The 23352-nt window shown below is 52.1% G+C and carries 23 protein-coding genes, 3 tRNA genes and 1 pseudogene; 18 read left to right on the forward strand and 9 right to left on the reverse strand.

Going from position 1 to position 23352, the window contains the following annotated elements; translation table 11 throughout:
* Nucleotides 1-215: 215 nt before the first annotated feature.
* The 3 genes and pseudogenes from HC352_RS02545 (at nt 216) to HC352_RS02555 (ending at nt 3275) form a co-directional block, all read left to right on the forward strand.
* On the forward strand, nt 216-788 hold the full coding sequence (locus HC352_RS02545; protein WP_168917442.1) for a P27 family phage terminase small subunit: 573 nt from the start codon (nt 216-218) through the stop codon (nt 786-788).
* Nucleotides 789-866: 78 nt separating this feature from the next.
* A pseudogene (metK, locus tag HC352_RS02550) lies at nt 867-2053 on the forward strand (methionine adenosyltransferase).
* On the forward strand, nt 2028-3275 hold the full coding sequence (locus HC352_RS02555) for a site-specific DNA-methyltransferase (RefSeq protein WP_168917443.1): 1248 nt from the start codon (nt 2028-2030) through the stop codon (nt 3273-3275). Before metK ends, HC352_RS02555 begins: the two are co-directional and overlap by 26 nt.
* Before the next feature lie 79 nt (nt 3276-3354).
* Here HC352_RS02555 and HC352_RS02560 read toward each other — a convergent pair whose 3' ends face one another.
* The gene (locus HC352_RS02560; protein WP_211080699.1) at nt 3355-4434 is read right to left on the reverse strand and encodes an IS110 family RNA-guided transposase; all 1080 of its coding nucleotides are present in this window, start codon (nt 4432-4434) and stop codon (nt 3355-3357) included.
* Between the two features lie 384 nt (nt 4435-4818).
* Here HC352_RS02560 and HC352_RS02565 point away from each other — a divergent pair, with 384 nt between their 5' ends.
* From HC352_RS02565 to HC352_RS02575, 3 genes are all read left to right on the forward strand, one after another.
* Nucleotides 4819-4998, forward strand: a complete 180-nt coding sequence (locus HC352_RS02565; RefSeq protein WP_168916999.1) for a DUF6900 domain-containing protein — start codon at nt 4819-4821, stop codon at nt 4996-4998.
* Complete coding sequence (locus HC352_RS02570) at nt 4998-5192, forward strand: hypothetical protein (RefSeq protein WP_168917445.1); 195 nt, start codon at nt 4998-5000, stop codon at nt 5190-5192. Before HC352_RS02565 ends, HC352_RS02570 begins: the two co-directional genes overlap by 1 nt.
* A gap of 109 nt (nt 5193-5301) precedes the next feature.
* Nucleotides 5302-6906 carry a terminase large subunit gene (locus HC352_RS02575; RefSeq protein ID WP_168917446.1) on the forward strand — a complete coding sequence of 535 codons (1605 nt, stop codon included), beginning with the start codon at nt 5302-5304 and terminating at the stop codon, nt 6904-6906.
* A 67-nt stretch (nt 6907-6973) separates the two neighbouring features.
* Here HC352_RS02575 and HC352_RS02580 read toward each other — a convergent pair whose 3' ends face one another.
* On the reverse strand, nt 6974-7624 hold the full coding sequence (locus tag HC352_RS02580; RefSeq protein WP_168917447.1) for a hypothetical protein: 651 nt from the start codon (nt 7622-7624) through the stop codon (nt 6974-6976).
* A 204-nt stretch (nt 7625-7828) separates the two neighbouring features.
* Here HC352_RS02580 and HC352_RS02585 point away from each other — a divergent pair, with 204 nt between their 5' ends.
* Together HC352_RS02585 and HC352_RS09270 are read left to right on the forward strand one after the other, a co-directional pair.
* Nucleotides 7829-8581 (forward strand): phage portal protein, encoded by a 753-nt coding sequence (locus tag HC352_RS02585; protein WP_247645217.1) that lies wholly within the window; start codon nt 7829-7831, stop codon nt 8579-8581.
* A gap of 38 nt (nt 8582-8619) precedes the next feature.
* Nucleotides 8620-8853, forward strand: coding sequence for a phage portal protein (locus HC352_RS09270; RefSeq protein ID WP_247645218.1), 234 nt, complete (start codon nt 8620-8622; stop codon nt 8851-8853).
* Between the two features lie 478 nt (nt 8854-9331).
* Here HC352_RS09270 and HC352_RS02590 read toward each other — a convergent pair whose 3' ends face one another.
* Nucleotides 9332-9880 carry a hypothetical protein gene (locus tag HC352_RS02590; RefSeq protein ID WP_211080700.1) on the reverse strand — a complete coding sequence of 183 codons (549 nt, stop codon included), beginning with the start codon at nt 9878-9880 and terminating at the stop codon, nt 9332-9334.
* A 587-nt stretch (nt 9881-10467) separates the two neighbouring features.
* On the opposite strand from HC352_RS02590, the gene HC352_RS02595 reads away from it, so the two are divergent.
* Nucleotides 10468-11190, forward strand: a complete 723-nt coding sequence (locus tag HC352_RS02595; protein ID WP_168917449.1) for a hypothetical protein — start codon at nt 10468-10470, stop codon at nt 11188-11190.
* Nucleotides 11191-11219: 29 nt separating this feature from the next.
* Nucleotides 11220-11447 carry a hypothetical protein gene (locus tag HC352_RS02600; protein WP_168917450.1) on the forward strand — a complete coding sequence of 76 codons (228 nt, stop codon included), beginning with the start codon at nt 11220-11222 and terminating at the stop codon, nt 11445-11447.
* A gap of 457 nt (nt 11448-11904) precedes the next feature.
* On the opposite strand, the gene HC352_RS02605 is transcribed toward HC352_RS02600, so the two are convergent.
* From HC352_RS02605 to HC352_RS02615, 3 genes are all read right to left on the reverse strand, one after another.
* Nucleotides 11905-11978: transfer RNA gene (locus HC352_RS02605), tRNA-Gly, on the reverse strand.
* A 114-nt stretch (nt 11979-12092) separates the two neighbouring features.
* Complete coding sequence (locus tag HC352_RS02610; RefSeq protein ID WP_168917451.1) at nt 12093-12788, reverse strand: response regulator transcription factor; 696 nt, start codon at nt 12786-12788, stop codon at nt 12093-12095.
* Complete coding sequence (locus HC352_RS02615) at nt 12785-13528, reverse strand: sensor histidine kinase (RefSeq protein ID WP_168917452.1); 744 nt, start codon at nt 13526-13528, stop codon at nt 12785-12787. Before HC352_RS02615 ends, HC352_RS02610 begins: the two co-directional genes overlap by 4 nt.
* A 126-nt stretch (nt 13529-13654) precedes the next feature.
* Between HC352_RS02615 and HC352_RS02620 the strand changes: the two genes are divergently transcribed.
* Nucleotides 13655-14338 carry an ABC transporter ATP-binding protein gene (locus HC352_RS02620; RefSeq protein ID WP_168917453.1) on the forward strand — a complete coding sequence of 228 codons (684 nt, stop codon included), beginning with the start codon at nt 13655-13657 and terminating at the stop codon, nt 14336-14338.
* The gene (locus HC352_RS02625) at nt 14335-15729 is read left to right on the forward strand and encodes an FtsX-like permease family protein (RefSeq protein ID WP_168917454.1); all 1395 of its coding nucleotides are present in this window, start codon (nt 14335-14337) and stop codon (nt 15727-15729) included. The genes HC352_RS02620 and HC352_RS02625 overlap by 4 nt, the downstream gene beginning before the upstream one ends.
* A 5-nt stretch (nt 15730-15734) precedes the next feature.
* Here the strand turns inward: HC352_RS02625 and HC352_RS02630 are convergent, their stop codons facing one another.
* The gene (locus tag HC352_RS02630; RefSeq protein WP_168917455.1) at nt 15735-16112 is read right to left on the reverse strand and encodes a hypothetical protein; all 378 of its coding nucleotides are present in this window, start codon (nt 16110-16112) and stop codon (nt 15735-15737) included.
* A gap of 154 nt (nt 16113-16266) precedes the next feature.
* Here HC352_RS02630 and HC352_RS02635 point away from each other — a divergent pair, with 154 nt between their 5' ends.
* The 4 genes from HC352_RS02635 (at nt 16267) to rpmG (ending at nt 19718) form a co-directional block, all read left to right on the forward strand.
* A complete protein-coding gene (locus tag HC352_RS02635; RefSeq protein WP_168917456.1) occupies nt 16267-18126 on the forward strand; it encodes a phosphoenolpyruvate carboxykinase (GTP) in 1860 nt (619 codons plus the stop codon).
* A gap of 128 nt (nt 18127-18254) precedes the next feature.
* On the forward strand, nt 18255-19091 hold the full coding sequence (locus HC352_RS02640) for a YdcF family protein (RefSeq protein ID WP_168917457.1): 837 nt from the start codon (nt 18255-18257) through the stop codon (nt 19089-19091).
* 215 nt (nt 19092-19306) lie between these two features.
* The gene (rpmB, locus tag HC352_RS02645) at nt 19307-19540 is read left to right on the forward strand and encodes a 50S ribosomal protein L28 (protein ID WP_168917458.1); all 234 of its coding nucleotides are present in this window, start codon (nt 19307-19309) and stop codon (nt 19538-19540) included.
* Between the two features lie 10 nt (nt 19541-19550).
* Nucleotides 19551-19718 (forward strand): 50S ribosomal protein L33, encoded by a 168-nt coding sequence (gene rpmG, locus HC352_RS02650; protein WP_168917459.1) that lies wholly within the window; start codon nt 19551-19553, stop codon nt 19716-19718.
* A 111-nt stretch (nt 19719-19829) separates the two neighbouring features.
* On the opposite strand, the gene HC352_RS02655 is transcribed toward rpmG, so the two are convergent.
* Entirely contained in the window at nt 19830-20714 is an 885-nt protein-coding gene (locus HC352_RS02655) for a hypothetical protein (protein ID WP_168917460.1), read from the reverse strand.
* Nucleotides 20715-21091: 377 nt separating this feature from the next.
* A tRNA-Gly gene (locus tag HC352_RS02660) sits at nt 21092-21162 on the reverse strand.
* 138 nt (nt 21163-21300) lie between these two features.
* Between HC352_RS02660 and HC352_RS02665 the strand changes: the two genes are divergently transcribed.
* Nucleotides 21301-21377 (forward strand) — tRNA-Pro (locus HC352_RS02665).
* Nucleotides 21378-21637: 260 nt separating this feature from the next.
* Complete coding sequence (gene tig / locus HC352_RS02670; protein WP_168917461.1) at nt 21638-23176, forward strand: trigger factor; 1539 nt, start codon at nt 21638-21640, stop codon at nt 23174-23176.
* Nucleotides 23177-23352 lie beyond the last annotated feature (176 nt).

Consider the following 23352-nt stretch of genomic DNA (forward strand, 5'->3'; position numbering starts at 1 on the left):
TAGATTTATTCGGGGTCTACCGATGGGTGGTGATTACCGTTTGGCGCGAGAATATTCTCCCTCCTGGGATTAACCTCAATTTTCACAAAATCAGCTGTTTTAAGTTCAGTATCCACGATTCCTCCTTTTGTTCGTTAGTGATCCTATACTCCCGTAACGGTAAACTTACTTTAATATTGGTTAAATATGCAATAGTAATGTTTAGGGAAATATCTATGGCTAAAGATGGCACGAATCGTGGTGGCCGCCGCGTGCGAGCTGGTGCGAAGCCTGATGCGTTGAATGAGAAGCTCACAGCAGGCCGCCCAGCTACTCGGCTGGAAGATCCGCTCAATGAGCCTTTTGATTTTGAAGGCAGCGATATTGGTGATGGTGCGATACTTGCTGGGGAGACAATGCCCGAACCCTCGGATTACCTTTCTGAGGTTCAGCGTGATGGTAAACCGCTTGGCGCTGACTTGGTCTATCGAGAAACGTGGCAGTGGCTTGATGCCCGTGGCTGTTCCCAGTTCGTGGCACCAAGGTTGATTGAATCTTATGCGCAGGCGTTTGCTCGGTATGTGCAGTGTGAGCAGGAGATTTCGAAGTTCGGTCTGTTGGGTAAGCATCCGACGACGGGTGCTGCGATCGCGTCTCCGTTTGTTGCTATGTCGCAGTCGTTTGGTAAGCAAGCGAATGTGTATTGGTATGAGATTTACGAGATTGTGCGTGCTACGTGCACGAGTGATTATTCGGGCGGCGCTCCTGGTGATGACGTGATGGAACAGCTCCTCAAAGCCCGCTCCTAGCTCTTTCTTTCTTTTGCCTGCCTGTGTTTACGGGTGGGCGCTTTGCTCTGCCCTGTTTCTTTGAAAGCGAGTGTGTGTATGTCTGCTACGAAGACTGCTGAGGCCACTTGTATCGGCCATCCCGATAAGCTCTGCGACAGAATCGCCGATACGGTCCTTGATGATATTCTCTACGACGACCCAACTGCGCGTGTAGCTGTGGAGGTTATGGCGTCTGGTCATCGGATTGTTGTCACGGGCGAGATCACGACGAAGGTACGTCCCCGCATCCGTGAATCGGTGCGTTACGCGCTAGTGAAGGCGGGCTATAAGCCGTGGAAGTTCCTCGTCTTCGTCTGGACAAGCCGCCAATCCCCAGACATCAACGCAGGAGTCTCCAAATCCATAGAGGCACGCTTCGGTGACGACACCGAATTCGCTCTCCAAGGAGCTGGCGATCAAGGCACTGTCTACGGTTACGCCACGAATGAGACGCGAGAGCGTTTGCCATTGCCGCTCGTGCTCTCACATGAGATCTGTGCCCGCCTCGATAAGGCTCGCAAGGACGGCACGATCACCGGCATCAAGTCCGACGGCAAAGCGCAGGTGAGTGTCCGCTACGACGACGCCGGACAACCCGTAGCGATCGAAACCGTGGTGGTCTCCATCCAACATGATCCAGCCAAGGATCTGGATGAGTTGGAAGCTGAGGTGAAAACTTTAATTGTTGCCCCGGCGTGTAAGCCGTACCTGCCGATCGGTGCTGATACCGAGATTCTTATTAACCCGTCGGGCATGTTTACCGTGGGTGGCCCGAAGGCTGACACTGGTTTGACAGGGCGTAAGCTCATGGTCGATACCTATGGTGGTCTTGGCCCGCATGGTGGTGGAGCGTTTAGTGGTAAGGATGCGTCCAAGGTTGACCGGTCGGGTGCTTATATGGCGCGTCTGATTGCGAAAACCATTGTTGATGCCCGCCTCGCAGCTGAGTGCCAGGTGAGCATTTCGTATGCGATTGGGAAGGCCGATCCCGTTGCTTTCACTGTTGACTCGCTCGGGACTGGTGAGTATTCGGACGAGATCCTCACTAAGGCTGCTTCCGAGGTGTTCGCGCTACGGCCTGGCGCGATTATTGATGCTCTAGGTCTGCGAGCTCCCGGTTACACGTGTTATTCGACTTATGGCATTTTGGTCATGTTGGTGTGCGTTGGGAGAACTCGTTTGCTCATGTTGATGCGCTGCGGAAGGCGGTGAATAAGTATGCTTATGAAAACAATGCCGATTAGTGAGCTGAAACCCGCTGACTACAACCCCCGCAAGGACCTGAAGCCCGGTGATGCCGAGTATGAGAAGCTCAAGCGTTCCCTGACCGAGTTCGGCTATGTTGAACCGGTCATTTGGAACCAGACGACTGGCCATGTCGTCGGCGGTCATCAACGTCTGAAGGTCCTCGAAAACCTTGGACACACGGACGTTGACGTGATTGTTGTTGAGTATGACGAGACGCGGGAGAAAGCCCTGAACATTGCGCTCAACAAGATCAGTGGCGAATGGGATAACGATAAACTCGCCCTCTTGATTGCCGATCTTGACGCGAGTGATTTCGATGCGGAACTGACTGGTTTTGACGACGCCGAGATCGCCCAACTCATCGGCTCGTTGGACGAAGGCGAAGTCGAAGACGACGAGTTCGACCTCACCGCAGCGTTAGAAGCCGCCGCGTTTGTCCAACGCGGGGATGTGTGGACAGTAGGCCGCCACCGGTTGGTATGCGGCGACGCCACCTCACAAACCGATGTTGAACTGTTGATGGGTGGTAAGAAAGCCAACTTGGTGTTGACTGATCCGCCGTATAACGTCGCTTTTGAATCTGGTTCTGGCTTGTCGATTAAGAATGACAAGATGGCTGGCGATAAGTTCTACGACTTCCTCCACGCAGCGTTAACTAACATGGCTGGGGTGTGTGAGAAAAGCGCATCCGCTTACGTGTTCCACGCTGACACTGAAGGGCTAAATTTCCGCCGCGCCTTCCTAGAGGCAGGCTTCTACCTGTCCGGGTGTTGTATTTGGGTGAAAGACTCCCTTGTTCTCGGTCGATCTCCCTACCAGTGGCAACACGAGCCAGTTCTGTTTGGTTGGGTGAAAACGGGTAAACATCGCTGGTATGCGGATCGGAAGCAGACGACGATCTGGAACTTCGCCAAACCCCGCAAAAACAGTGACCATCCGACGTCCAAGCCCCTCGACCTGCTGGCGTATCCGATACAGAATTCGACGCAGGCGAATGCGATCGTGCTCGATACCTTCGCAGGCTCAGGATCGACATTGATGGCGTGCGAGGCTGCCGACCGCATTGCCTACTGCATGGAACTGGACGAGAAATATGCCTCCGTTATCCTCAGGCGGTATGCCGAACATACTGGGGACGCGGCTGGGGTCACGTGTCTGCGAGGCGGTAAAGAGTATGCGTATTTGGATCTGGTGAAGGACGTCGAACGGGCGGGATAAACATCCCTCATTTCCCTTGAAAATAAGCCGAAAATGACTGGATAAGCGCCCACACCTATGGCTGACGCTTCTATATTTGTCAAGCTGCTAGAGCGATTTGTTTCTTGGTTAGTTCTTTGGTGAGGAGTCGGTAGATTTTGCGGGCTAGATAGCGTTTTATTAGCCGGATCGTTTCACGTTTGGTTTTGCCTTCAGCTAGTCGTTTTTTCATATACTCGCGGGTCTGCTCATCGTTTCTTAGGCGTACGAGGGCTATGGTGTGAAGGGCGTTATTGAGTGCTCTGTCTCCGCCTCTGTTGAGCCGGTAGCGTATCTTGTTTCCTGACGAAGCTGGTATTGGGCTGGTGCCTGCTAGTGCTGCGAAAGCTGCTTCGCTTTTGACCCTGCCTGCGTGGGAGTAGGAGATAATCATTTGCGCTGCTGTGACTGGTCCTACTCCTGATAGTTCCAGTAGTGCTGGTGCCACCAGCTGGACGAGTATCGCTAGTTGGGTTTGGTTTTCTGCTAGTTGCGCACGAGCATCGATGATGGCTTTGGCGAGGCGCCGCGCTTCTTGTTTGGCAACGAGGACGTCGATAGCCTCATCGGGATGTGCTTCAAGAGTGGCGAGCTGGTGGATTTGTGTTACCGACAGTGCTTTTCTGGCATCAACACCAAGATCGGCACAGCGGGTCAAAGCCGTGAGTGAGTTGATGTGAACGGTCGTGGTGCGGGTGAGTTGTTTCCTTGCAGTTACGAGGATCCGCAAGGCTTCACGATGGTTGCCTTGCCTGGGGATAGTCAGCTCGGTTTCGTCTTTACCAAGAGTCCTGGCAGCGATCTGGAAGGCATCTAGTGCATCATTTTTGGCGAGTTTCTTACGGCCATGCGCTAGAAGTCGCGGGGCTTCAACCACGCGGTAGCCTGCCTGCTCTAGGAAAACACGGAACCTAGCACCGTAGGAGGCTGTCCCTTCCATTGACACCAAAACCTTGCCTGCTTCGGTACTCGCGTGTCTGGCTATCCATGCTTGCGCGCGAGCGTGCCCTTTAGGAGTGTTCGTGAATGAGTGACAAAGGACTTGGGCTCTCGTGGAACAGTCCAGGATCGATAGCACATGGTTTCTGGCGTGTGTGTCGACTCCCACAATGAAAGGGTAGATGTGTGCGACAATTGCCATATGGATTCAACCTCCTTGGTTGTTGAAACTCTGGGTTGTTTCTTACCTTGAGGTCTGATCCGGTTTCATATTCTTAGAGTCGCGTCTAGGACTTGGTTTGCTGGCAATACTGTGACGAGTCACGCCAAAGAAGAATTGGCGGACATGCTTCTAATCAAGCCAATGCTCACCGGCCGGATCAGACCACAGCCCTAGCAGCGGACATGTCAGCCAAAAGCACCAGAAACCGCGAGTTCTTATAAAGAGATCATGACCTCTGCGCCAGTATGTACACGAGTCACGCCACCAGAGCTATGGTCTAATCCTGCCAGCTGATCCCAGACCAGCCACACCCAAAAGTCTCACAGTATGTACATGACCAAACAAGAGGTAAAGGAGAAGGTCATGAGCAAGAAAACAGCCGCAAAGCTTCTCGAGATCGCCAAACAAAACAGTCTCGAGATCCAAAACCGAGGCGATCTTGAAGTCCGTCGCAGTGACAGTGAGGATTTCCTCGAGGTCAGCGTGTGGGGATTGAAAGCCATGCTTGATGCCGCTTACCAGCTTGGAAAGGCAGGCAAGTGATGAACAACTTCGCACGCGATAAGCAAGCAATCCAAGACGGTGATTCGGTACAGGTGATGAAGCGTCGCAAGGCCGAGATCACCGCCCTAGAAAACAAGCTGGGACGGGAGAAGAACGGTTTCCGCGCCTCCATCATCGCCCACCAGCTCGAGGAGCACCACACCGAATACACGGCGCTTGACGCTCTGATCTAAACCCCGCACAGCGCGCCTGAACCTGCACGGTTTAGGCGCGCTGTGCTCTCACGTTCACGCCCCACTCGCTGGGGCTTTTCTTACTTCTTAGGAGAGGAGGTGGGACACGATGCGTCAACTAGAAACTTATACGCCTACACGGTTTATGGCTGATGGCTCTACGTATGACAAGCGTAAAGCCGACTACGCGGTCGCGTTTATTCAAGCTTTGAAGCATACGAAGGGCCGCTGGTCCGGTAAACCCTTCCAGCTGATTGATTGGCAAGAGCAGATCATTCGTGATCTGTTCGGCACCATCAAGCCAGATGGTTACCGCCAGTTCACCACCGCCTACGTCGAGATACCCAAAAAGATGGGCAAAAGCGAGCTCGCCGCAGCCGTCGCGCTGCTGCTGACGTGTGGGGATGGTGAGGAACGCGCCGAAGTCTATGGGTGCGCGGCAGACCGCCAGCAAGCATCCATCGTGTTCGAGGTCGCGGCCGACATGATCCGCATGAGCCCTGCCCTCTCCAAGCGCGTCAAGGTTCTCGCCAGTCAGAAGCGGATCATCTACAAACCCACCAACTCCTTCTATCAAGTGTTGTCGGCTGAGGCGTATTCGAAGCACGGGTTCAACATCTCCGGCGTCGTCTTCGACGAACTCCACACCCAACCCAACCGAGCACTCTTTGACGTGATGGCCAAGGGATCTGGTGATGCCCGCACCCAGCCCTTGTATTTCCTGATCACCACCGCGGGTACCGATACCCATAGCATTTGCTATGAGCAGCATGAAAAGGCTGAGGACATCCTCGCAGGCAAAAAGCATGACCCGACCTTCTATCCGGTGATTTATGGTGCGGACCGCGACGATGACTGGACGGACGAGGAAGTGTGGCATAAGGCTAACCCGAGCTTGGGGATCACTGTTCCGATCGAGAAAGTACGCCAAGCCTGCACGTCCGCGAGACAGAATCCGGCTGAAGAAAACACCTTCAGACAGTTACGACTCAACCAATGGGTGAAACAGTCGGTGCGGTGGATGCCCATGCACGTCTGGAACCAAAACTCAGCACCCGTTGATCTATCCGACCTCGAGGGGCGAGTGTGTTACGGCGGGCTCGACCTTGCCTCCACAACGGATATCACCGCATTCGTCCTCGTATTCCCACCCCAAACCGGGGATGAACCGTATGTGATCGCGCCATGGTTTTGGATACCACAAGACAACCTCAAACTCCGCGTCGCGCGTGATCACGTGCCCTACGACCTGTGGCAACAGCAAGGCTTCTTGCAGACCACGGAAGGCAACGTCGTTCATTATGGCGCGATTGAAGCCTTCATCGAGCAACTTGGGCAGCGGTTCGATATTCGCGAGATTGCGTTCGACCGTTGGGGCGCTGTCCAAATGAGCCAAAACCTCGAAGCCTTAGGTTTCACCGTCGTCCCTTTTGGGCAAGGCTTCAAAGACATGAGCCCACCGTCAAAGGAGCTGATGAAGCTCGCGCTTGAAGGTCGGTTAGCTCATGGCGGGCACCCGGTCCTGTCATGGATGGTGGACAACATTCACGTCCGCCAAGATCCGGCAGGCAACATCAAGCCTGACAAGCAGAAATCGACCGAGAAGATCGACGGTGTCGTCGCCACGATCATGGCCCTCGACCGAGCAATCAGATGCGGACAAGGAGCCACGAGCGGAAGCGTCTATGACGAGCGCGGCTTACTGGTGTTGTAAAGAAAGATGCGGGGTGAGATTGGCAAGAAAATACTCATCTCACCCCGCATCGATTATGAAGCGACAACTACGGCAACTGTGAAGCTTCTTCAAGAAGAGCTTCTGAAGTCCAGACCTTATTCATTGGCCCCGGACGAGAGGGCAAATAATTATGCGCGTACTGGTATGAAGCGTGGTGGTCAAAGGGCTTCACTATGAAACAGCGCCCACCAGACTGGCTGAACACATTAGGTACCCATTTCTCGATATACCCGCCATCCAGGATGAATCCACCGTAAGAGGCCACGACGATCGATTTATTGTCGACCAAAAAATCAGTATCTTTTTGGCTTACACGCCAATGCCCAGTCACTCGAAGGGTTCCTTCAACAATTTGCGCCCAAATGTCAGCAGAAACGTTACGGTGAACTTCATCGAGGACATCTTTACGCTGTCCCCAGGTGGCATCGAAATATAGAGAAGGGCGAGCCTTCTGTTTTTCGACTCCCATCGAACAGACTAGAGCTTTTTGACCATTTTCAACCAACAAAGGGCGATTTCTAGCAGAAGACAGGTACCCAATATCCCAACCGGAATATTGTTGATTTCGCTGATTCGCGCTATCAGAAAATATTGAGATGAGATTAAGATCGATGAGTTTACTCATCGTGTTAGAACCAACTCCGAGGATTTCCTTGGCGGTTTCGAAGCCGTAAACGGCATTATCAAAGCTGTACATAATAGATTCCTTTTCATTGTTCGGGCAACACCCAAATAGGTGTTGCGTGACTTGAAATTTTGTTGTTAGATTCGGCGAACTAGTTGTTAGATTCGGCGAACTACTTGTGTAGCAGCCGCTCCAGTAACAATTAAAACACAGTGCGCACATCATGTCAAGCGGGACTGAGTAGATTCACCTAGTCTCAATTTATAGGTGGTAAATATGGGTTTCCTGAATTGGCTGCGCGGCGACACCACCCGCAAGACTGAGGATCATGCGGTCAGCTCTGGCTACAGCTTCTTTTTCGGGGCGACATCGTCTGGTCGTCCGGTGACAGAGCGCTCCGCGATGCAGATGACTGCCGTGTATTCATGCGTGCGGATTTTGGCTGAAGCTATTGCTGGGTTGCCGTTACATGTTTACCATCAGGAGGCGGATGGGGCGAAGGTGAAGGCCTTTGATCATCCGTTGTATCGGTTGTTGCATGATGAGCCGAATCCGGAGATGACAAGTTTTATTTTCCGAGAAACCCTCATGACGCACTTGTTGTTGTGGGGTAATGCGTTTGCGCAGGTGTTTCGTAACGGCCGCGACGAAGTCATCGGTTTGTATCCGCTCATGCCAAACCGGATGACCGTGGGCCGTAACGAACAAGGTCGCCTGTATTATGAGTATCAGCGCAGCTGGGATGAACCCGCAGGCAGGTTCGAAACCGTTAGGTTCTCTCCTCATGAGGTGTTGCATATTCCAGGGCTGGGCTTTGACGGTCTGGTTGGGTATAGCCCGATTGCGATGGCCAAGAACGCCATCGGCTTAGCTCAGGCTACCGAGGACTATGGGGCGAGCTTTTTGCTAATGGTGCGGCTCCGGGTGGTGTGCTTGAACACCCTGGCACGATTAAGGATCCGGCCCGCGTTCGCGAGTCCTGGCAGTCCACGTTCGGTGGCGCTCGTAATGGGAACAAGCCATCACTAAAACGCTCTTGGCTCCTTGTGAGAAGCCGCAGATTTTATGTGAAGTTCAACTTCGAGGGCTTGCTGCGCGGTAAATATAAGTCGCGGATGGATGGATACACGGTCGTTCGGCAGAACGGGTGGATGAGCGCCAATGATATCCGTGAGCTGGAAACCTCGACCGTATCAGTGAACAAGCTGGCTGGGATTTGTATTTGGTTAATGGCAACATGCTTCCGCTCGGCCTTGCTGGTGCATATGCCAGTACCCAACCAGCAGAGTCCGAACAGATAGAACCGGAGTCTGAGTCTGTTGAGGAGCCTTCGAGTAACGAACTGCCCCTAAGGAGGAGGGTACGAGACGTTTTGGGACTGGCTCACACCTAAGCCAAACCATGACCTGGATGCTGAGAGCGTCGGGGTTTTGCGTATCCACGGTAGAATCGCTGAAGAATCCTGGCTCAATGACAACGTCACACCCGCCGTCTTCACCAATGAACTCAACGGAGGGCATGGAGAGAAAAGAAAAACAGTGGCATCGAACACAAGATGCAAGTACGCAGTCTAGTGCTACAACTACAAAGACGACGGTGAACAATCTTGTAACACTGCGACTGCGAAAGCCGGGCAGATAGAGGCACTGATTGATAAAAACTAACGCCACGATTTGGAATCGTGGCTTATGCCAGTCCTGTTACCCGGAGCTCGATGTTGTTTGCCGGGTGGCCATCAGATGTGAAGATGTTTGGATAATCGGTGTTCTGGCATAATGCTTATTGCGTCGGGCAGTCGACGATGAGCTCTCCCGATACTGTTGCTTCTGTGCCAGGAATATTGCCAAAAGAACCGGTAACTGTGTAGGTCTTTCCCTGGTGAGTGGCAATGAAATTGCCTGTCCTAGGGTTATTGGAGGACCAGGCGTGGGCTAAAACCTCTTGATTTGTTTCAGTAGGAATTCCATAACCGATTCCTACGTCAAGAACGTCGATCGCGTCGTCCGATTCCCAAAGCGTTGCCCAGTAAGGAGAATCGGAATTTGGATCCCAGTCAGCTGGAAGCGCGACAATACGAACCACATTTCCGTCGACGTCGCATGAGACAGATGCTCCGGAAAGATCAATATTGTCGCCATTCCACGTTGCACGCGCACTACCAGAGGGTTTGGGTGTGCTAGGCGAAGTCGCAGAGGAAGACGGCGAATGTTGGTCAGAAGGTGAGTGCTTGTGAGCGTCATCTGCTGGTGAACACGCGCTGACAGTACTCACTGCTATGCTCGTTAATGCTAAAAGACGAAATAGGGTTATTTTCTTGTAGAGCATCACGCGCCACCTTCCAAATAAGACACATAGCGGCTTGACCAATGCACTCGTTATTATAAACAGTTTAGCTACTTACTTGCAGGGAACGCTTTTGCTCTGAAGACTCGTGTTAGTGCCATGCACTACAACTTCCTACTGATCATCGTCGATCGTCTAGTGGAGACTTAGACGTCGAAAATGATAAAAGTTGTGTGAGCCCTCAACCTCTGTTGAGCAGGGATTCTGTTGTTTCTAGGGTTGTTTGCTGGCGTGTTGGACGCTCGGTGATCAGGTGATCGTTGCTGTTTCGACTACTCGGCTAGTGAGCATTTGAGACTGAGGGGTCTGCAGATGGGGTTGCGTTGCGGGTATCGGAAATAGGAGAGGAGGGCGAATGTGAAGAGAATACTGAAGTATCCATCAATATTCCTTAGCCCGTGCAGTGATTGAACACTGAAAAGTGTGTGGTTAAGAGGGCTGCAAACTATCAACAAAAATTAACGTCTTACACCAAGAGATATTGATTGTAACGTAGGACACAATTGTGATAGTCTATGTACGAATTAGCATATCGGGAGGTGGCGTGTCGTCATATCTCGAAAGGAACTACAATGCCACATAAAACTACCATTCGCATCGGTTCAATCATTGTGCTTTTATTTACGCTGTTCACGGGGCTCAGCCCTGCCTACGCACAGGCAGATACTGTGGCACCATCAGAAACTTTGACCGTTGAAGAATACGAGGCGTATCTCAGTCAAAATTCTCCCGAGACGCTCGCAGAATTCCGTGCCCTGACTAACCAGCAGCAGGACCTGTTCGTCCGAGCTCTACAGGATCCAGCACTTTACACAGACGCGGCTACGGATCTGCCGGGAGTGACCACCGGACTCACCCGCTTTGAGCTTCCGACGATCTCCGCTCCTGACAATCGCTTGGTGTCGGCGAGCGATATGCTCGCCAATGGCCCAACATACGTGACAAACGCATCAACTATAGACAAGAATGTCTGGTCTACTCGCTGGGTAAAGATCTTTGGTGTTAAGGTAATCGAGTTCCGCATGGAACTCGGATACCAAGTTCGGTATGGTAAAGTTTCGAAGATTAATTACTCTAACGCCTATACATCGCGAAACTGGAATCCAGCGGTCCATACCTCCCTGCTTCAGAAGTCCGCTTGGGTGTCTGCGGGAGGCAGATCCGCTAAGATGAACGCTCGCTTCTCGTACAATATTGGTCCACTCAAGGGACTGTCGTGGCAGATGCTCGTACTTAGGGGTGACATGACAGCATACCCGAGTGGCGGAGTCTCAACTTACTGGGTAGGGCAGTGACCATGGGGGCCACAACGCAAAAAATGTCTATGAGCAAAAAAAATGCTATTGGTGCAACGATTGTCTCAGGGATGCTAGCCCTGTTCGTCCCATTCCTCTCAGCATTTATCAGTGCCATCCTGATAGTAAAAGTCAACAGAACGAAAGGAATCTGGGCTAGCAGTATTGTTGTTGTGAACGTCTTCATTGGTATCGTCAATCTTACTGTTACAGCTTTAGCCATCGGCACAGGATTAGCGCTTATCGGGATAGCCTGACATACTGACGCGTAGGTACCGGATAGACTCTAAATGCTCACGTGCTCCCTGAAAGCTGGACTCGATAATTGGGTTCTTTCTTTCAGGGAGTACTTCTATGTTGCCATCGAGTAAGGTTAGCGTGAGTCGGCATGAGTGTTTGGTGGAGTTGTTTAAGGCTAGGTTTGGAGCTAATGCTACAACCATTAAGACGCTCATTTTGATACAAAGCCTGGCAGTGTCGGGTAGCGAGTCAAGATGAGCGTTTTTGATTGTAATGTCCTATAGCCCTATAGCCCTATAGCCCCAAAGCTACAAGCCATAACAATAGGAACACAAGCGAGGATAGATTTTAGGCTGATCACACTCTAAGTGCGAACCGCCTCCAGCACACCCCGCTAAAATCCGAAGAGCCCGAAAACCAGCGCTGACAAACAAAAAGCCCATCTGGACTATTTGTATCCAAATGGGCGCCTAGTGGAGCGGGCGACGGGAATCGAACCCGCCTCTGCAGCTTGGGAAGCTGCCATTCTACCGATGAACTACGCCCGCAGTGGCGAAAGCCAACGACTTAACTATACACGTGTGCGCCCCGTTCGTCACCTTGAGGAAGCCACCTCGAGTCACGCTCAGTCACGTCACCTTGCAAGAGTCACCTTGCAAGAGTCACCGTGACGCGGCGCCCGTTCCACCTGTTTCAGTTAGATACGTCAGCACGGCGCGCACCCGGCGATTTTCTTCGCCCGGAGCCAGTCCGAGTTTGCTGAAAATATTTGCCACATGTTTCGATACAGCCGCCGCGGATAAAAACAAGTCCGCCTGGATTTGCGCATTGGATAGTCCGCGCGCCATGAGCTCAAGGACTTCGCGCTCGCGGGGCGTGAGCGCCGCGAGCGCGGTAGACCGGCCACGGATGAGCCCAGCAGCAACTTCTGGATCGACGACGACGCCTCCGCCAGCAACCATATCCAGCGAGGTGACGAAGTCGGCCACTTGGGAGACGCGCTCTTTGAGTAAATATCCGATCCCGCCGCGGGCCATTCCGTGCGCCGAGCCAAACAACGATTGGGCATAGGCGGGTGCAACATATTGAGATAGCACCATTACTGCCAGGTTGGGATAGGCACAGCGCAATTCATCAGCGGCGCGTAGGCCGTCATCAGTCAGCGTCGGTGGCATGCGTACATCAGTAAGAACGATGTCGATCTGCCCGCCGTCGTCGATAATTTTGCGTACCCCGGACACAAGTTCGGGGGCAGAACTGGCCTCGCCAACAATCTCATAACCCACGCGTTGCAAAATACCGGACAGCCCGGCACGCATAAGGGCGGCGTCGTCGGCAATAAAAATTGTGTGGGTCACTGGTTTTCTCCTGAGTGTAGAACGATACTTGATTCGCCGGTGCGTAAGAGTAGCGGGATTTTTCCGGTTATTTTGGTGGGGCCACCGGCAGGGGAGACGACGTCGAGCGTGCCGCCGAATGCGGCGAGCCGTTCGCGCATTCCGGCAAGCCCGTGCCCACTACTTAGCTGCGCACCGCCCGGCCCGGTATCAACGACCGATACGTGCAGGTATTCGTCGGCAGCAAGCATAACCGTAGCCTCAGCGTTTGGTGCATATTTCGCAGTGTTTGTGAGCGCTTCAGCCACCAAGAAGTAGGCCGTAGCCACCACGCCTTCAGGTAGGTCAGGTAGCGGATGGGGGACGACGACGCGCACCAGCAGTTCACAGCGTTCGGCAATATCGCGTACGGCAGCCGCCAATCCCATGTCAGACAGTAGCTTAGGGTGAACATTGTTGACCGTTGCCCGCAAAGCTGCCAACCCTTGTTGATTAGCAGTTTTTGCGCGAGCTATTATCTCGGGTAGGTCAGCCAGTTCGGCAGGCAATTCGCCAGCCAAGGTGACGATGAGTTCGAGTTCGCCCAGCGCCATTCCGGTAGCAACAAGGTATTGTTGGGCGCCGTCGTGAAGGTCGCGTTCGATCCGGCGTCGTTCGATTTCGAACGCTTGCACGATTTCACGGCGTGATTCGGTCAGGTGAGCGATTTTCTGGGCGTACGACGTCGAACGCGAAGAAAATAGCCGGCGCAGAAAACTCATACTAGTAATATTAGCGGGTGGAAGCTGGCACAACCGCCACAGACGCGAAAGGTAGGGCTGGCTCTACCTTGAAAATGGGAGGTAGCACCATGGTGTTCGCTACCGTGAGCCGGGAAAATAGGAACCATGAACGAAATGAATCTCCGCGGTCGCGGTTTACTGAAAACATACGGTGACGTCCACGCGTTGGCGGGCGTCGATATTGATATCAAGCACGGCGAGCAGGTGGCGATTATGGGCCCATCTGGTTCCGGTAAGTCAACCATGCTTCACGTGCTGTCGGGTATTTTGCAGCCAGATGAAGGCCAGGTGGAACTCGGGGAGCTGTCGATCTCGTCGATGTCAGATGCGAAGCGCTCGAAGTTGCGCCGGTCCAAGCTTGGTTTCGTGTTCCAAGACGGACAGTTAGTGCCGGAGTTGACGGCCCGCGAGAATGTTGCCTTCCCGCTGTTGCTTAACGGTGTTTCGCGCCGCAAGGCGCTAAAGACCGCAGAAACGTGGTTGGAACGGCTCGGGGTGCGTTCGCAGGCTGCTAAGCACCCAGGGGAGATGTCTGGCGGTCAGGCACAGCGAGTGGCGATTGCTCGCGCACTCGTGCACGATCCGGCGATTTTATTTGCTGACGAACCAACGGGCGCACTCGACCAGGCAACCGGGCACGAAGTGATGCAGTTGTTGACTGCTACCGCAAAAATGAACGGCACGACCTTGGTGGTTATTACCCACGATACCCAGGTGGCCTCGTGGTGCCAGCGTTTGGTAGAAATTCGTGACGGTCTAATTCACTATGACGGGGCGGTGTCACGATGAAGTCGCTGTCTTTAGCCGCGATGCTGACGCGTGCCCGATTAGGGGCACGCACCGGCAGCGGTATTTTGGATGTGTTTGCGGTTCTTGCGTTCGCGGTGTCATCATGGCTGACATTGACCACGTTGGGTGGCGTCTTCATGTTCCAAACGCGTGTTGGGGCGATCAACCAGGCTGTTGCAACGGCATTCCATAGCGATGTGCGCACCGAATCAATTGGCGAAATCTATGCAGCGTTCGCAGTTATTGCGTTGGCGTTATTGACGATCCCGTTGTTGTCGCTCGGCTCGGGGGCTGCACGGTTAGGTGCTGGTGGCCGGGAACGTCGGTTGGCATCGTTACGTCTGATGGGAATGAGTGCCGGCCAAGTTTTGGTGATGTCGATTGTGGAAAGTATTTTGCAGGCGACGATTGGCTATGTGCTAGGTTTGGCTGTTTACCTGGCAACTTTGCCAGCGTGGTCTCAGCTGACCTTTGGCACGTTGCCGATTAATACGGCTCATATGTTGCTCCCGTGGTGGATGTTGTTAGCGGCCTACGGCCTGATGCTCGTTATTGCTAGTATTTCAACGATTGTTGGCTTGCAGCGGGTAACCATTTCGCCTCTGGGTGTCGCTCATCGCGTTATTCCAACGAGCGTGAAAATGTGGCGCTTAGCTGTGTTGGGCGTAGCGTTGGCTCTCCTGTTATATATGACGGCAACCTTCTCGCCAAGCTCGGTTGATGTTGGTCAAGTTCTTTCTATCGGTCTCGCCGTGGTGATCTTCTTTGGCGGTTTGGCCTTGGCAGGGCCGTTGTTTATTCAGCTGACGATGCGACCGCTCGTTTTTACCGGCTCACCAGCACGGCTCATCGGTATTCGCCGGGTGGTTTCGCATTCGCGGGCGGCGTGGCGCAATGTCAGTGCGGTGGCACTCATGGGTGCAGTGGCAACGTTGGTGTCCACGATGGCCATTGTTTCGCTAGATTCAACAGTTGGCGATCAAGCGCAATCGTATGCGGAATTGATGGCCCACGATATCCCGCAAGGCGTGCTGATTGCGTTTGCTTTCTCCTTGGTTATCGGTGCGGTGTCAACGATGATCCATCAAGTCTCGGATGTTTTTGACCGCAGTGATGAAACGCGTGCGCTGGTGTATGTTGGCACGCCCGTCTCGACGCTCATTCGCGCCCGGTTTATTCAGGTGATGTATCCGTTGCTCGCAGTGTTGGTGATCGTGGTGGGGCTGTCATTCGTGCCTTCGCTAACGCATCCGGCATTGGTGAAGTGGGGGAACATGCTCGCACTGATGACGATGATTGGTTTGGGTATCGCTTTGACGTTTGCTGCTGTGGCCGTCACGGTTCCGATTCAGCATCGGGTTTTATCGGCGCGGGTACGCCGCAACGATTAGGTCCGTTAGTCAGATTTGGTGGCGCCGGTGTCAAGCTGGCGCCACTGAATTTTTATTCCCGGCGTTGCAGTGAGTTTTTCGAAGAGTTCGTCCGCGCCGTCGCAGATCGCGTCGGCTACGTCTTCGCCACCGGAAACAATATCAGCGACGACGGCGTGTGGCTCAGATTCGCTGACGTTGGGGTATATTGCCCATCCGCCACGCCCGGCTACGCCATTCTCATCATGTTGTAGGGAGCGGATGAAAGATGTGAATGCGGTGCGCAGCACGGCAGCATCAGAGTGCGAGATGATGGCTCGAAGGGTTCGCGTATAGCTTGGGGGCTGGGTCCAGAGCCAATCGTAGTCGGGCACGTAGGGACGGGATTGCTGTTGGTTTTTCATGGGTATCCTCTCGCGTGTATCGGTACGTGTAGTCTATCTGTTTCTTTAGTCCTGCATAAGGGAATGATCATGCATTATGATGTTCGGTATGTGCAAATAAAAATGTTCGGCATATACAAACACTTGCGTTAATCCGTTACGGGAAAGGTAAAAGATGAACATTCCAGAAATTCTCCAGGCGGCTGGACTACACAATAAAGTGGTTGAAGAGTACGTCGCGTACTGGGCAGAGATAACTCAGCCAGATAACATCGAAGTTATTAATGCGGCTGATGATGAACGCATCGTAAATGAAGCACTCGCTGCTGGAGAAATTTTCCCAGCAGGTAAGGATCGGTATTATTCGCGTTCCTATTACAAGGACACTGCTCGGTCCGAAGAACGTACCGTGGTTGCCACTCATCGTCCCTCAGATGCTGGGGTCTACAACAACTGGCGCGATGCTTCCGAAGTTACGCAGCGTCAAATTGAGCATATGCGTGGCGCATCACGTGGTAAGACGATGTATGTGGTGCCATATTTGATGGCTCCAGTGGGATCTCCACTCGAAGATTACGCCCGCGGAGTTGAACTTACTGATAATCGCACGGTTGCAATTCATATGATTCGGATGGCGCGAGTTGGCGTCGAATATTTGAATGATCTCACCGATCCGTCAATGTTTGTGCGTGCCGTCCACGTTACCGGTGATTTGGAAAACCTTGGCCAAGGTACGGCGGATGATCAGCGACTTTTCGCTACTGTTGCTGACGATCGCACAATCTTGCATTACGGCTCGTCATATGGTGGAAACGCATTACTGGGCAAGATTGCACACGGGCTACGCCAAGGATCTTTTGATGGCTGGTTCTCCGGAGAATTCTTAGGTGAACAGTTTATGCTTATCGGTATTAAGGATAAGCAGGAAGATCGCACCTATTATGTTTGTGGTGGCTTCCCATCGGCGTCGGGAAAAACAAATCTTGCTATGATGCTCGCCCCGGAAGCCCTGGGTGATCGTTATGAAGTCTACTTCTATGGTGATGATATTGTCTGGTTGCGTGTAGATCCAGAAGATGGCCGTCTCTATGGCATGAATCCCGAGTTCGGCGCTTTTGGCGTTGCTAAGGATACTAACTGGGATACTAACCCGACTGCGATGGAGTCACTTGCTCCCGGAACTCGTACTCTCTTCACGAATGTGGCATACAATCCGCAAACGGAGGAGCTGTGGTGGGAAGGCAAGACTCCGGAATATCCAGAAGACGTAACCGGGTGGCTCGATTGGAAGGGTGAACCAATTGCAGATCGTCCTGTAGAACGTCAGCGTTCTGATGCTAAAGGTGATGAGTGGGCGCATCCAAATTCGCGTTTCACAACAACTTTGGCAAATGTTCCCAATATTGCGCCAGATTACGATGCGCCAGCAGGTGTTCCAATTGATGCCATTATTTTTGGTGGTCGTGTTGCGGACCGTGAACCGCTTATTCGTGCAATAACTGACATTGCCGAAGGCGTTTACGACGGTTTGACGATGGGCGTGCAGGCTACCTTTGCTGCCGAAGGCAAAGAAGGCGTTTTACGGTATGATCCGATGTCTATGCGTCCATTTATGTCCTACCCAGAAGGTGATTATGCCGCACATTGGTTGAAGATTATCGGTCAAGCAAAAGACACACCTATCTTCGCTCATGTGAACTGGTTCCAGCGTGATCCAGAAGATGGACATTTCCGCTGGCCAGGCTACCGCGATAATCTGCGTGCGCTGTTATGGCTGTTAGATCTTAAAGAAGGCCGAGCAAAGGGAACTCAAACACCAGTTGGCATCGTGCCCACCATTGAAGAGCTCAACCTTGATGGCTTTACCGGTTCTCTTGAGGATCTTGCTGAGATCTTGCGGATTGATCCAGAGCTTTGGGCTCGTGAACTTCAAGCACGGCGTGAGCATCTGGAGCAGTTTGATCGTTTGCCACAAGAGATTTGGGATGCTCATGAGAAAGTGGCAGCGGCAGTTAAGTCCGCCCAGGCTGAGTAACTTGCGACGATAATAACCTTTTATGCCACACCTGAGGTGGGGATGCGCTCTTCCTAGTGTATCCCCACCTTTTGTTGTAAGAAGTGCTTTTTGAGCTGTTTTTATGGCACTATGTTAAGACGTCGATAGTGAATGAGGTGACGCGTTCGATGAGTGGCATGTGGGTGATAATGGCGTGTGTTAGCGCCAGTATTGTGCTGGTGGCATGGGCTTGTTGGCGCTTGGTTCAGCCACGTCGGTGGCGCACAACAGGAACTCTTATTATTGCCGGTGGCGTATTGATGTGGCTCGCTGCGTTGTTGAGTTTCGCCTTGTATGTTGAGCGGATGCCATCGTGGGCGGTTGTTGGAGTGAGTTGCATCGTCGTTATTGGTGGCTATCTTGGACTGGGGCTTAGTGCATTTATGGTGCATGCTCGGAAAAATTCGCATGGTGATATAGCCGCGGGTTGTGATGTTGTTGTGGTTTTGGGTGCGGGTTTGGTTGGGGAGCGAGTGAGTGCTTTGCTGGCTGCCCGATTGGATCGCGGGCTACAGCTTGCGTTGGCTGGGGGAGCGGACGCCATTGTTTGTTCTGGGGGCCAAGGCGCGGATGAAGTTATTTCCGAGGCGGCTGCGATGGCACGTTATTTATCAGGTAAGGTGCCTGAATATATGCGTGTTATTTTAGAAGATTCATCGACGACGACGGAGGAGAACCTTCGCTTTAGTTCTCAATTAATTACTGCGGATGTAAATCCGAATGCTCAAGTTGTGGTAGCAACGAGTAATTATCATGTTTTGCGTACGCGTGGGTTGGCGCGGCGTGCAAGGTTGGATTGGCCGGTTTATGGCGCGCCTTCAGTGCTTTGGTTTTTTCCTACTTCATTTTTGCGTGAGTATGCAGCAGTGCTGGTTTTTCACTGGCGGTTTCATGCCGCAGTGCTGGGAGGCCTATGTGCTGTTATGGCTGCTCTTGCTTTTTAGTTACGGGCGTCACTTGCAATTATTTTATGGAGCAATCTAAACTTACATAACTCTCTAATGAGAGCGGTTCTCAAATGTGTGAGGGGGGGAACGGAATATGGATAGTTTGGCCATCGTTGCATAGTGTGAAGGGCGATCTAGTTCGTAAATTCCTTGTTGGTGTCAAAAGCAATGACATTGCGAGCAACCTCGGCAGTCAGAGAAAGGCAAAGTTGATGGCTACATATTGCCAAGTTACTGGCCGTAAACCACAGTTCGGGAAAACGGTTTCACATTCGCATAAAAGGACAAGTAGACGGTTTAATCCAAATCTGCAAACGAAACGGTATTATGTTCCGTCGCTGAAGCGCACGGTCACTATTACGGTGAGTACGAAGGGGATTAAAACGATTGATTCGCGTGGAATTGAATCGGTTGTAGCTGATTTGATTCGCAGTGGAGAGTTGTAAGGAGAAGGAAATGGCAAAAGTAGCAGATGTTCGACCAATTATTAAGTTAGTGTCAACAGCCGGCACGGGATATACCTACGTGACAAAAAAGAATCGGCGTAATACGCCCGATCGGATGGTATTGAAAAAGTATGATCCCGTTATTCGCCAACGGGTGGAATTTAAGGAATCTCGCTGATATTAGCAGGTGACTAGATATATGAGGGTGCCCCCGCAGGTTTTCTACGGGGGCACCCTTTGTGTTCAGATATTTGAGTTTAGTACTTCTACTAAACTAGCAAAGTTGAAATCAGGCGTTACGGCGACGGATAGCAGCAGCACCACCGAGGGTGGAAAGAGCTGCGATACCAGCAAGGGCACCTGCTGCGATACCGGTCTTAGCAAGTTCACCCTTCTTTGCTTCTTCGGCAGCCTTCTTGGCTGGGGTGAGCTTCATTGCTGGAGTGGTTTCAGTTGCTGGGGTGAGCTCTTCCATTGGCCAAGCTTCCTTGGAGTCATCAACAGTTGGAGCGGAGTTTGGAACCTTGGTTGCGCCAGGAAGCTTTGCGAGGCGATCCTTGGCGTCTGCGCACTTGGCCATGTCGTAGTACTCAGTGCCTTCGGTGCAGAACCAGTCGATGTCAAGCAGTGCGTCCTTGATGCGGAGATCCTTGAGGTCAGCATTGAGGTTTGCGCACTCGTTGAAGTCGTAGTACTCAGAACCCTCTGCGCACTTCCACTCGGCAGTGAGTTCCTTGTCCTTGATAGCGTTCTTTACAGAGTCGCCAGATGGTGCTGTAGTTTCTTTACCAGCATCTTTGGCGTCCTCGAGTGCTTGCTGCGCATCTTTGCACTTTTTCATGTCGTAGTACTCGGTGCCTTCGGTGCAGAACCAATCAACATCAATTTGTGCGTTATGGACATTGTCGTTTACTGCAGGTGCTTCTTCTTGCTTGGGAGCTGCAGCTGCGTCTTCGAGGGCCTTCTTAGCCTTGGCAAGATCATCTTCAGCAATTGCGCACTTCGCCATGTCATATGTCGGCGCAGTTTCGGTGCAGAAATAGTCGACGTCTAATTGAGCGGTACGAACAGCGGATTCGAGATCTTCGTTTGCTGCGAATGCAGGTGCGACAGCTCCGAAACCGGCGAACGCGAAAGCGAGACCGAATGCGGCGGCCTTCTTGAAGTTCTTCATTTAATAACTTCTCCTAAAATCATAGAGCCAACCGTTGAAAGATTTGGCTACTAGTTAAGTGGTTCAGGAATAACTGTAATTCGCATTTGCTATGGGCGCTAGGTAAAAATAGATTTTGGTAGCGATTTTAAGGTCTAAATACTAGATTTTCTCGTTAGTCGAGTGAGCGACACGCCGACAGATCATTGCATTATCAGGAAATTCCCAGCTAACTCTCAGACTGCGTTGAGGCTGCTATGATTTACGTCACAATCATGATGGCGTCTATGGGAAATATATCTTCCACAATCGGTACTTACTGCAAACGATTAATGTGGAGGTGCTAAATGCTATCCGTTTATGCAGTCCTACGTAATTCCATGTTTGGGTATGAAAAGAGCGAGTGACGAGAATCGAACTCGCGTCATCTGCTTGGAAGGCAGAGGCTTTACCATTAAGCTACACTCGCTTTGCCAGCCGAAACTGACTTAATGAGTTTAGCAAGGGTAGGGAAGGACTGCAAAATTTTTTCCACTAACGTGATCTGAGCCTCAAGATTGACGTCGATTAGAATTTTCTATCAAACTCCTTTAAAGTTTTTAGAGCACGGGATATAGCGCAGGTTGGTAGCGCGTCCGCTTTGGGAGCGGAAGGTCGTGGGTTCAAATCCCGCTATCCCGACCATCATTAAGCCCGAGGGTCACCAATACGGTAACTCTCGGGCTTTTTCTTTCCTAAGTTGTGTTTACCTTCATTCCCTAACAATGCAGACCTAACCGCCGACATGTTTTATGATGGAACAGTATGCGCAAACGCAACGAGCCACTTCGGCGTCGTTGCGTCATAGCTCGAAAACAAGCTCTGCGCCTCTGACAGACGTTCGCCTACCAAAATGGCGAACCCAACGGGCCACGGCCCCCGAATACGTGAGTGGAGAAATCCCAGTGAAGAATTCCGTTGAGCACCTCAGCGAGACCCGCGCCAAGCTATCCGTCGAAGTTACTGCCGAAGAATTCGGCCCAGACTACGAAAAGGCTGCTAAGGCTCTCGCCAAGCAGGTCAACATCCCCGGCTTCCGCCCGGGCCATGCCCCACGCCGCATCCTCGAAGCGAAGATCGGTAAAGGCTACATTATTGAACAAGCCATCAATGACAGCATGGATAAGTACTATCAGCAAGCTGTTGCCGAAGCTGATCTCTTCCCGATGTCACGCCCAGAAATCGCCATTGACGAAGTTCCAGAGATGAAGGGCAAGGGCGATAAAACAGCCCTGAAGTTCACTGTCGAAGTTGATGTTCGCCCAGAAATCATTCTTGCTGATCCAGCAATGATGACAGTTAAGGTTTCCTCCGTTGCCGTTTCTGACGACGACGTAACCGCCGAACTCGATGCACTTCGTGAGCGTTTCGCTACCCTGACCACCGTTGAGCGGGCAGCCGCTAAGGGTGATCACGTCACCATTGATATGGTTGCTACGATTGATGGCGAAGAGATTGACGATGTTGCCGGTGTCTCCTACAAGATTGGTGATGGCAACATGCTCCAGGGGCAGGATGAAGCTCTCACTGGCGCAAAGGCTGGCGATGAAGTTGAATTCACTGCCAAGCTCATGGGCGGTGCTCATGAAGGCGAAGACGCTAACGTTAAAATCACTGTTCACTCAGTGAAGGAATCTGAACTTCCAGAAGCTGATGACGATTTCGCACAGCTCGCCTCCGAATTTGACACCATTGATGAGCTCAAGGAAGATCTGCGCAAGACCGTTGCTAAGAACAAGGGTAATGACGCAGTTGCCGAAGGAACTCAGAAGCTGTCTGAGGCACTCCTCGAAGCAGTTCAGTTCCCGCTTCCTCAATCAGTTGTTGACGAAGAAGTTAAGAGCCACCTAGAGCGCGAAGGTAAGGAAGCAGACGACGCTCACGGTGAAGAAATCCGTGGCGAAGTTGAAGAAGCGTTGCGTACCCAGCTCCTTCTTGATGCCTATGCCAAGGCGTTCAACGTCGATGTTGCACAAGATGAACTAATTGAGTTCCTCGTTTCTCAAGCGCAGATGTACGGCATGGATCCAAATCAATTCATCCAAGCTGCCGCACAAACCAACCAGATTGGCGCATTCGCCGGTGAAATCGCCCGTAACAAGGGTCTTATTGCTGCTTTGCGCTTAGCAAAGGTTGAAGATGAGAACGGAACCATCGTTGATGTGGCTGAGGTTTTAGGTGAAGCTCCAGAAGGTGAGACTGTTCCAGACTTCGCTGCGCAAGAGAAGAAGGTAAAGGTATCCGCTAAGGCTGACAAGCCAGAGAAGAAGCCTGCAAAGAAGGCTGAGAAGGCCGAAGCTCCAGCTGGCGATTTTGATCCAGCAGCACACAAGGTAGATGAAGTTATTGCCTACCTCGAATCTGCCGATGAAGCCGAAAAGGCACGCGTGCTCGAAGCTGAAAAGGCTGGAAAAGCTCGCAAGACCATTATGGCTCTCGCCTGATAACTAACAAAAAGGAGGGCTACGCGATAAGCGTGGTCCTCCTTTTTTATTGGGAGCAGTGCGATGTGCGAATGACAATCGTGGCAATAGTGCAAACTGAAACGCATCAGGATGAGATTTTTGCTATTACCATGATTGCTTTAAGGTTATTCTCCCACGCCACTAGCGAACGCATC

This window comes from Arcanobacterium buesumense (assembly GCF_012563545.1).
Taxonomy (GTDB): domain Bacteria; phylum Actinomycetota; class Actinomycetes; order Actinomycetales; family Actinomycetaceae; genus Arcanobacterium; species Arcanobacterium buesumense.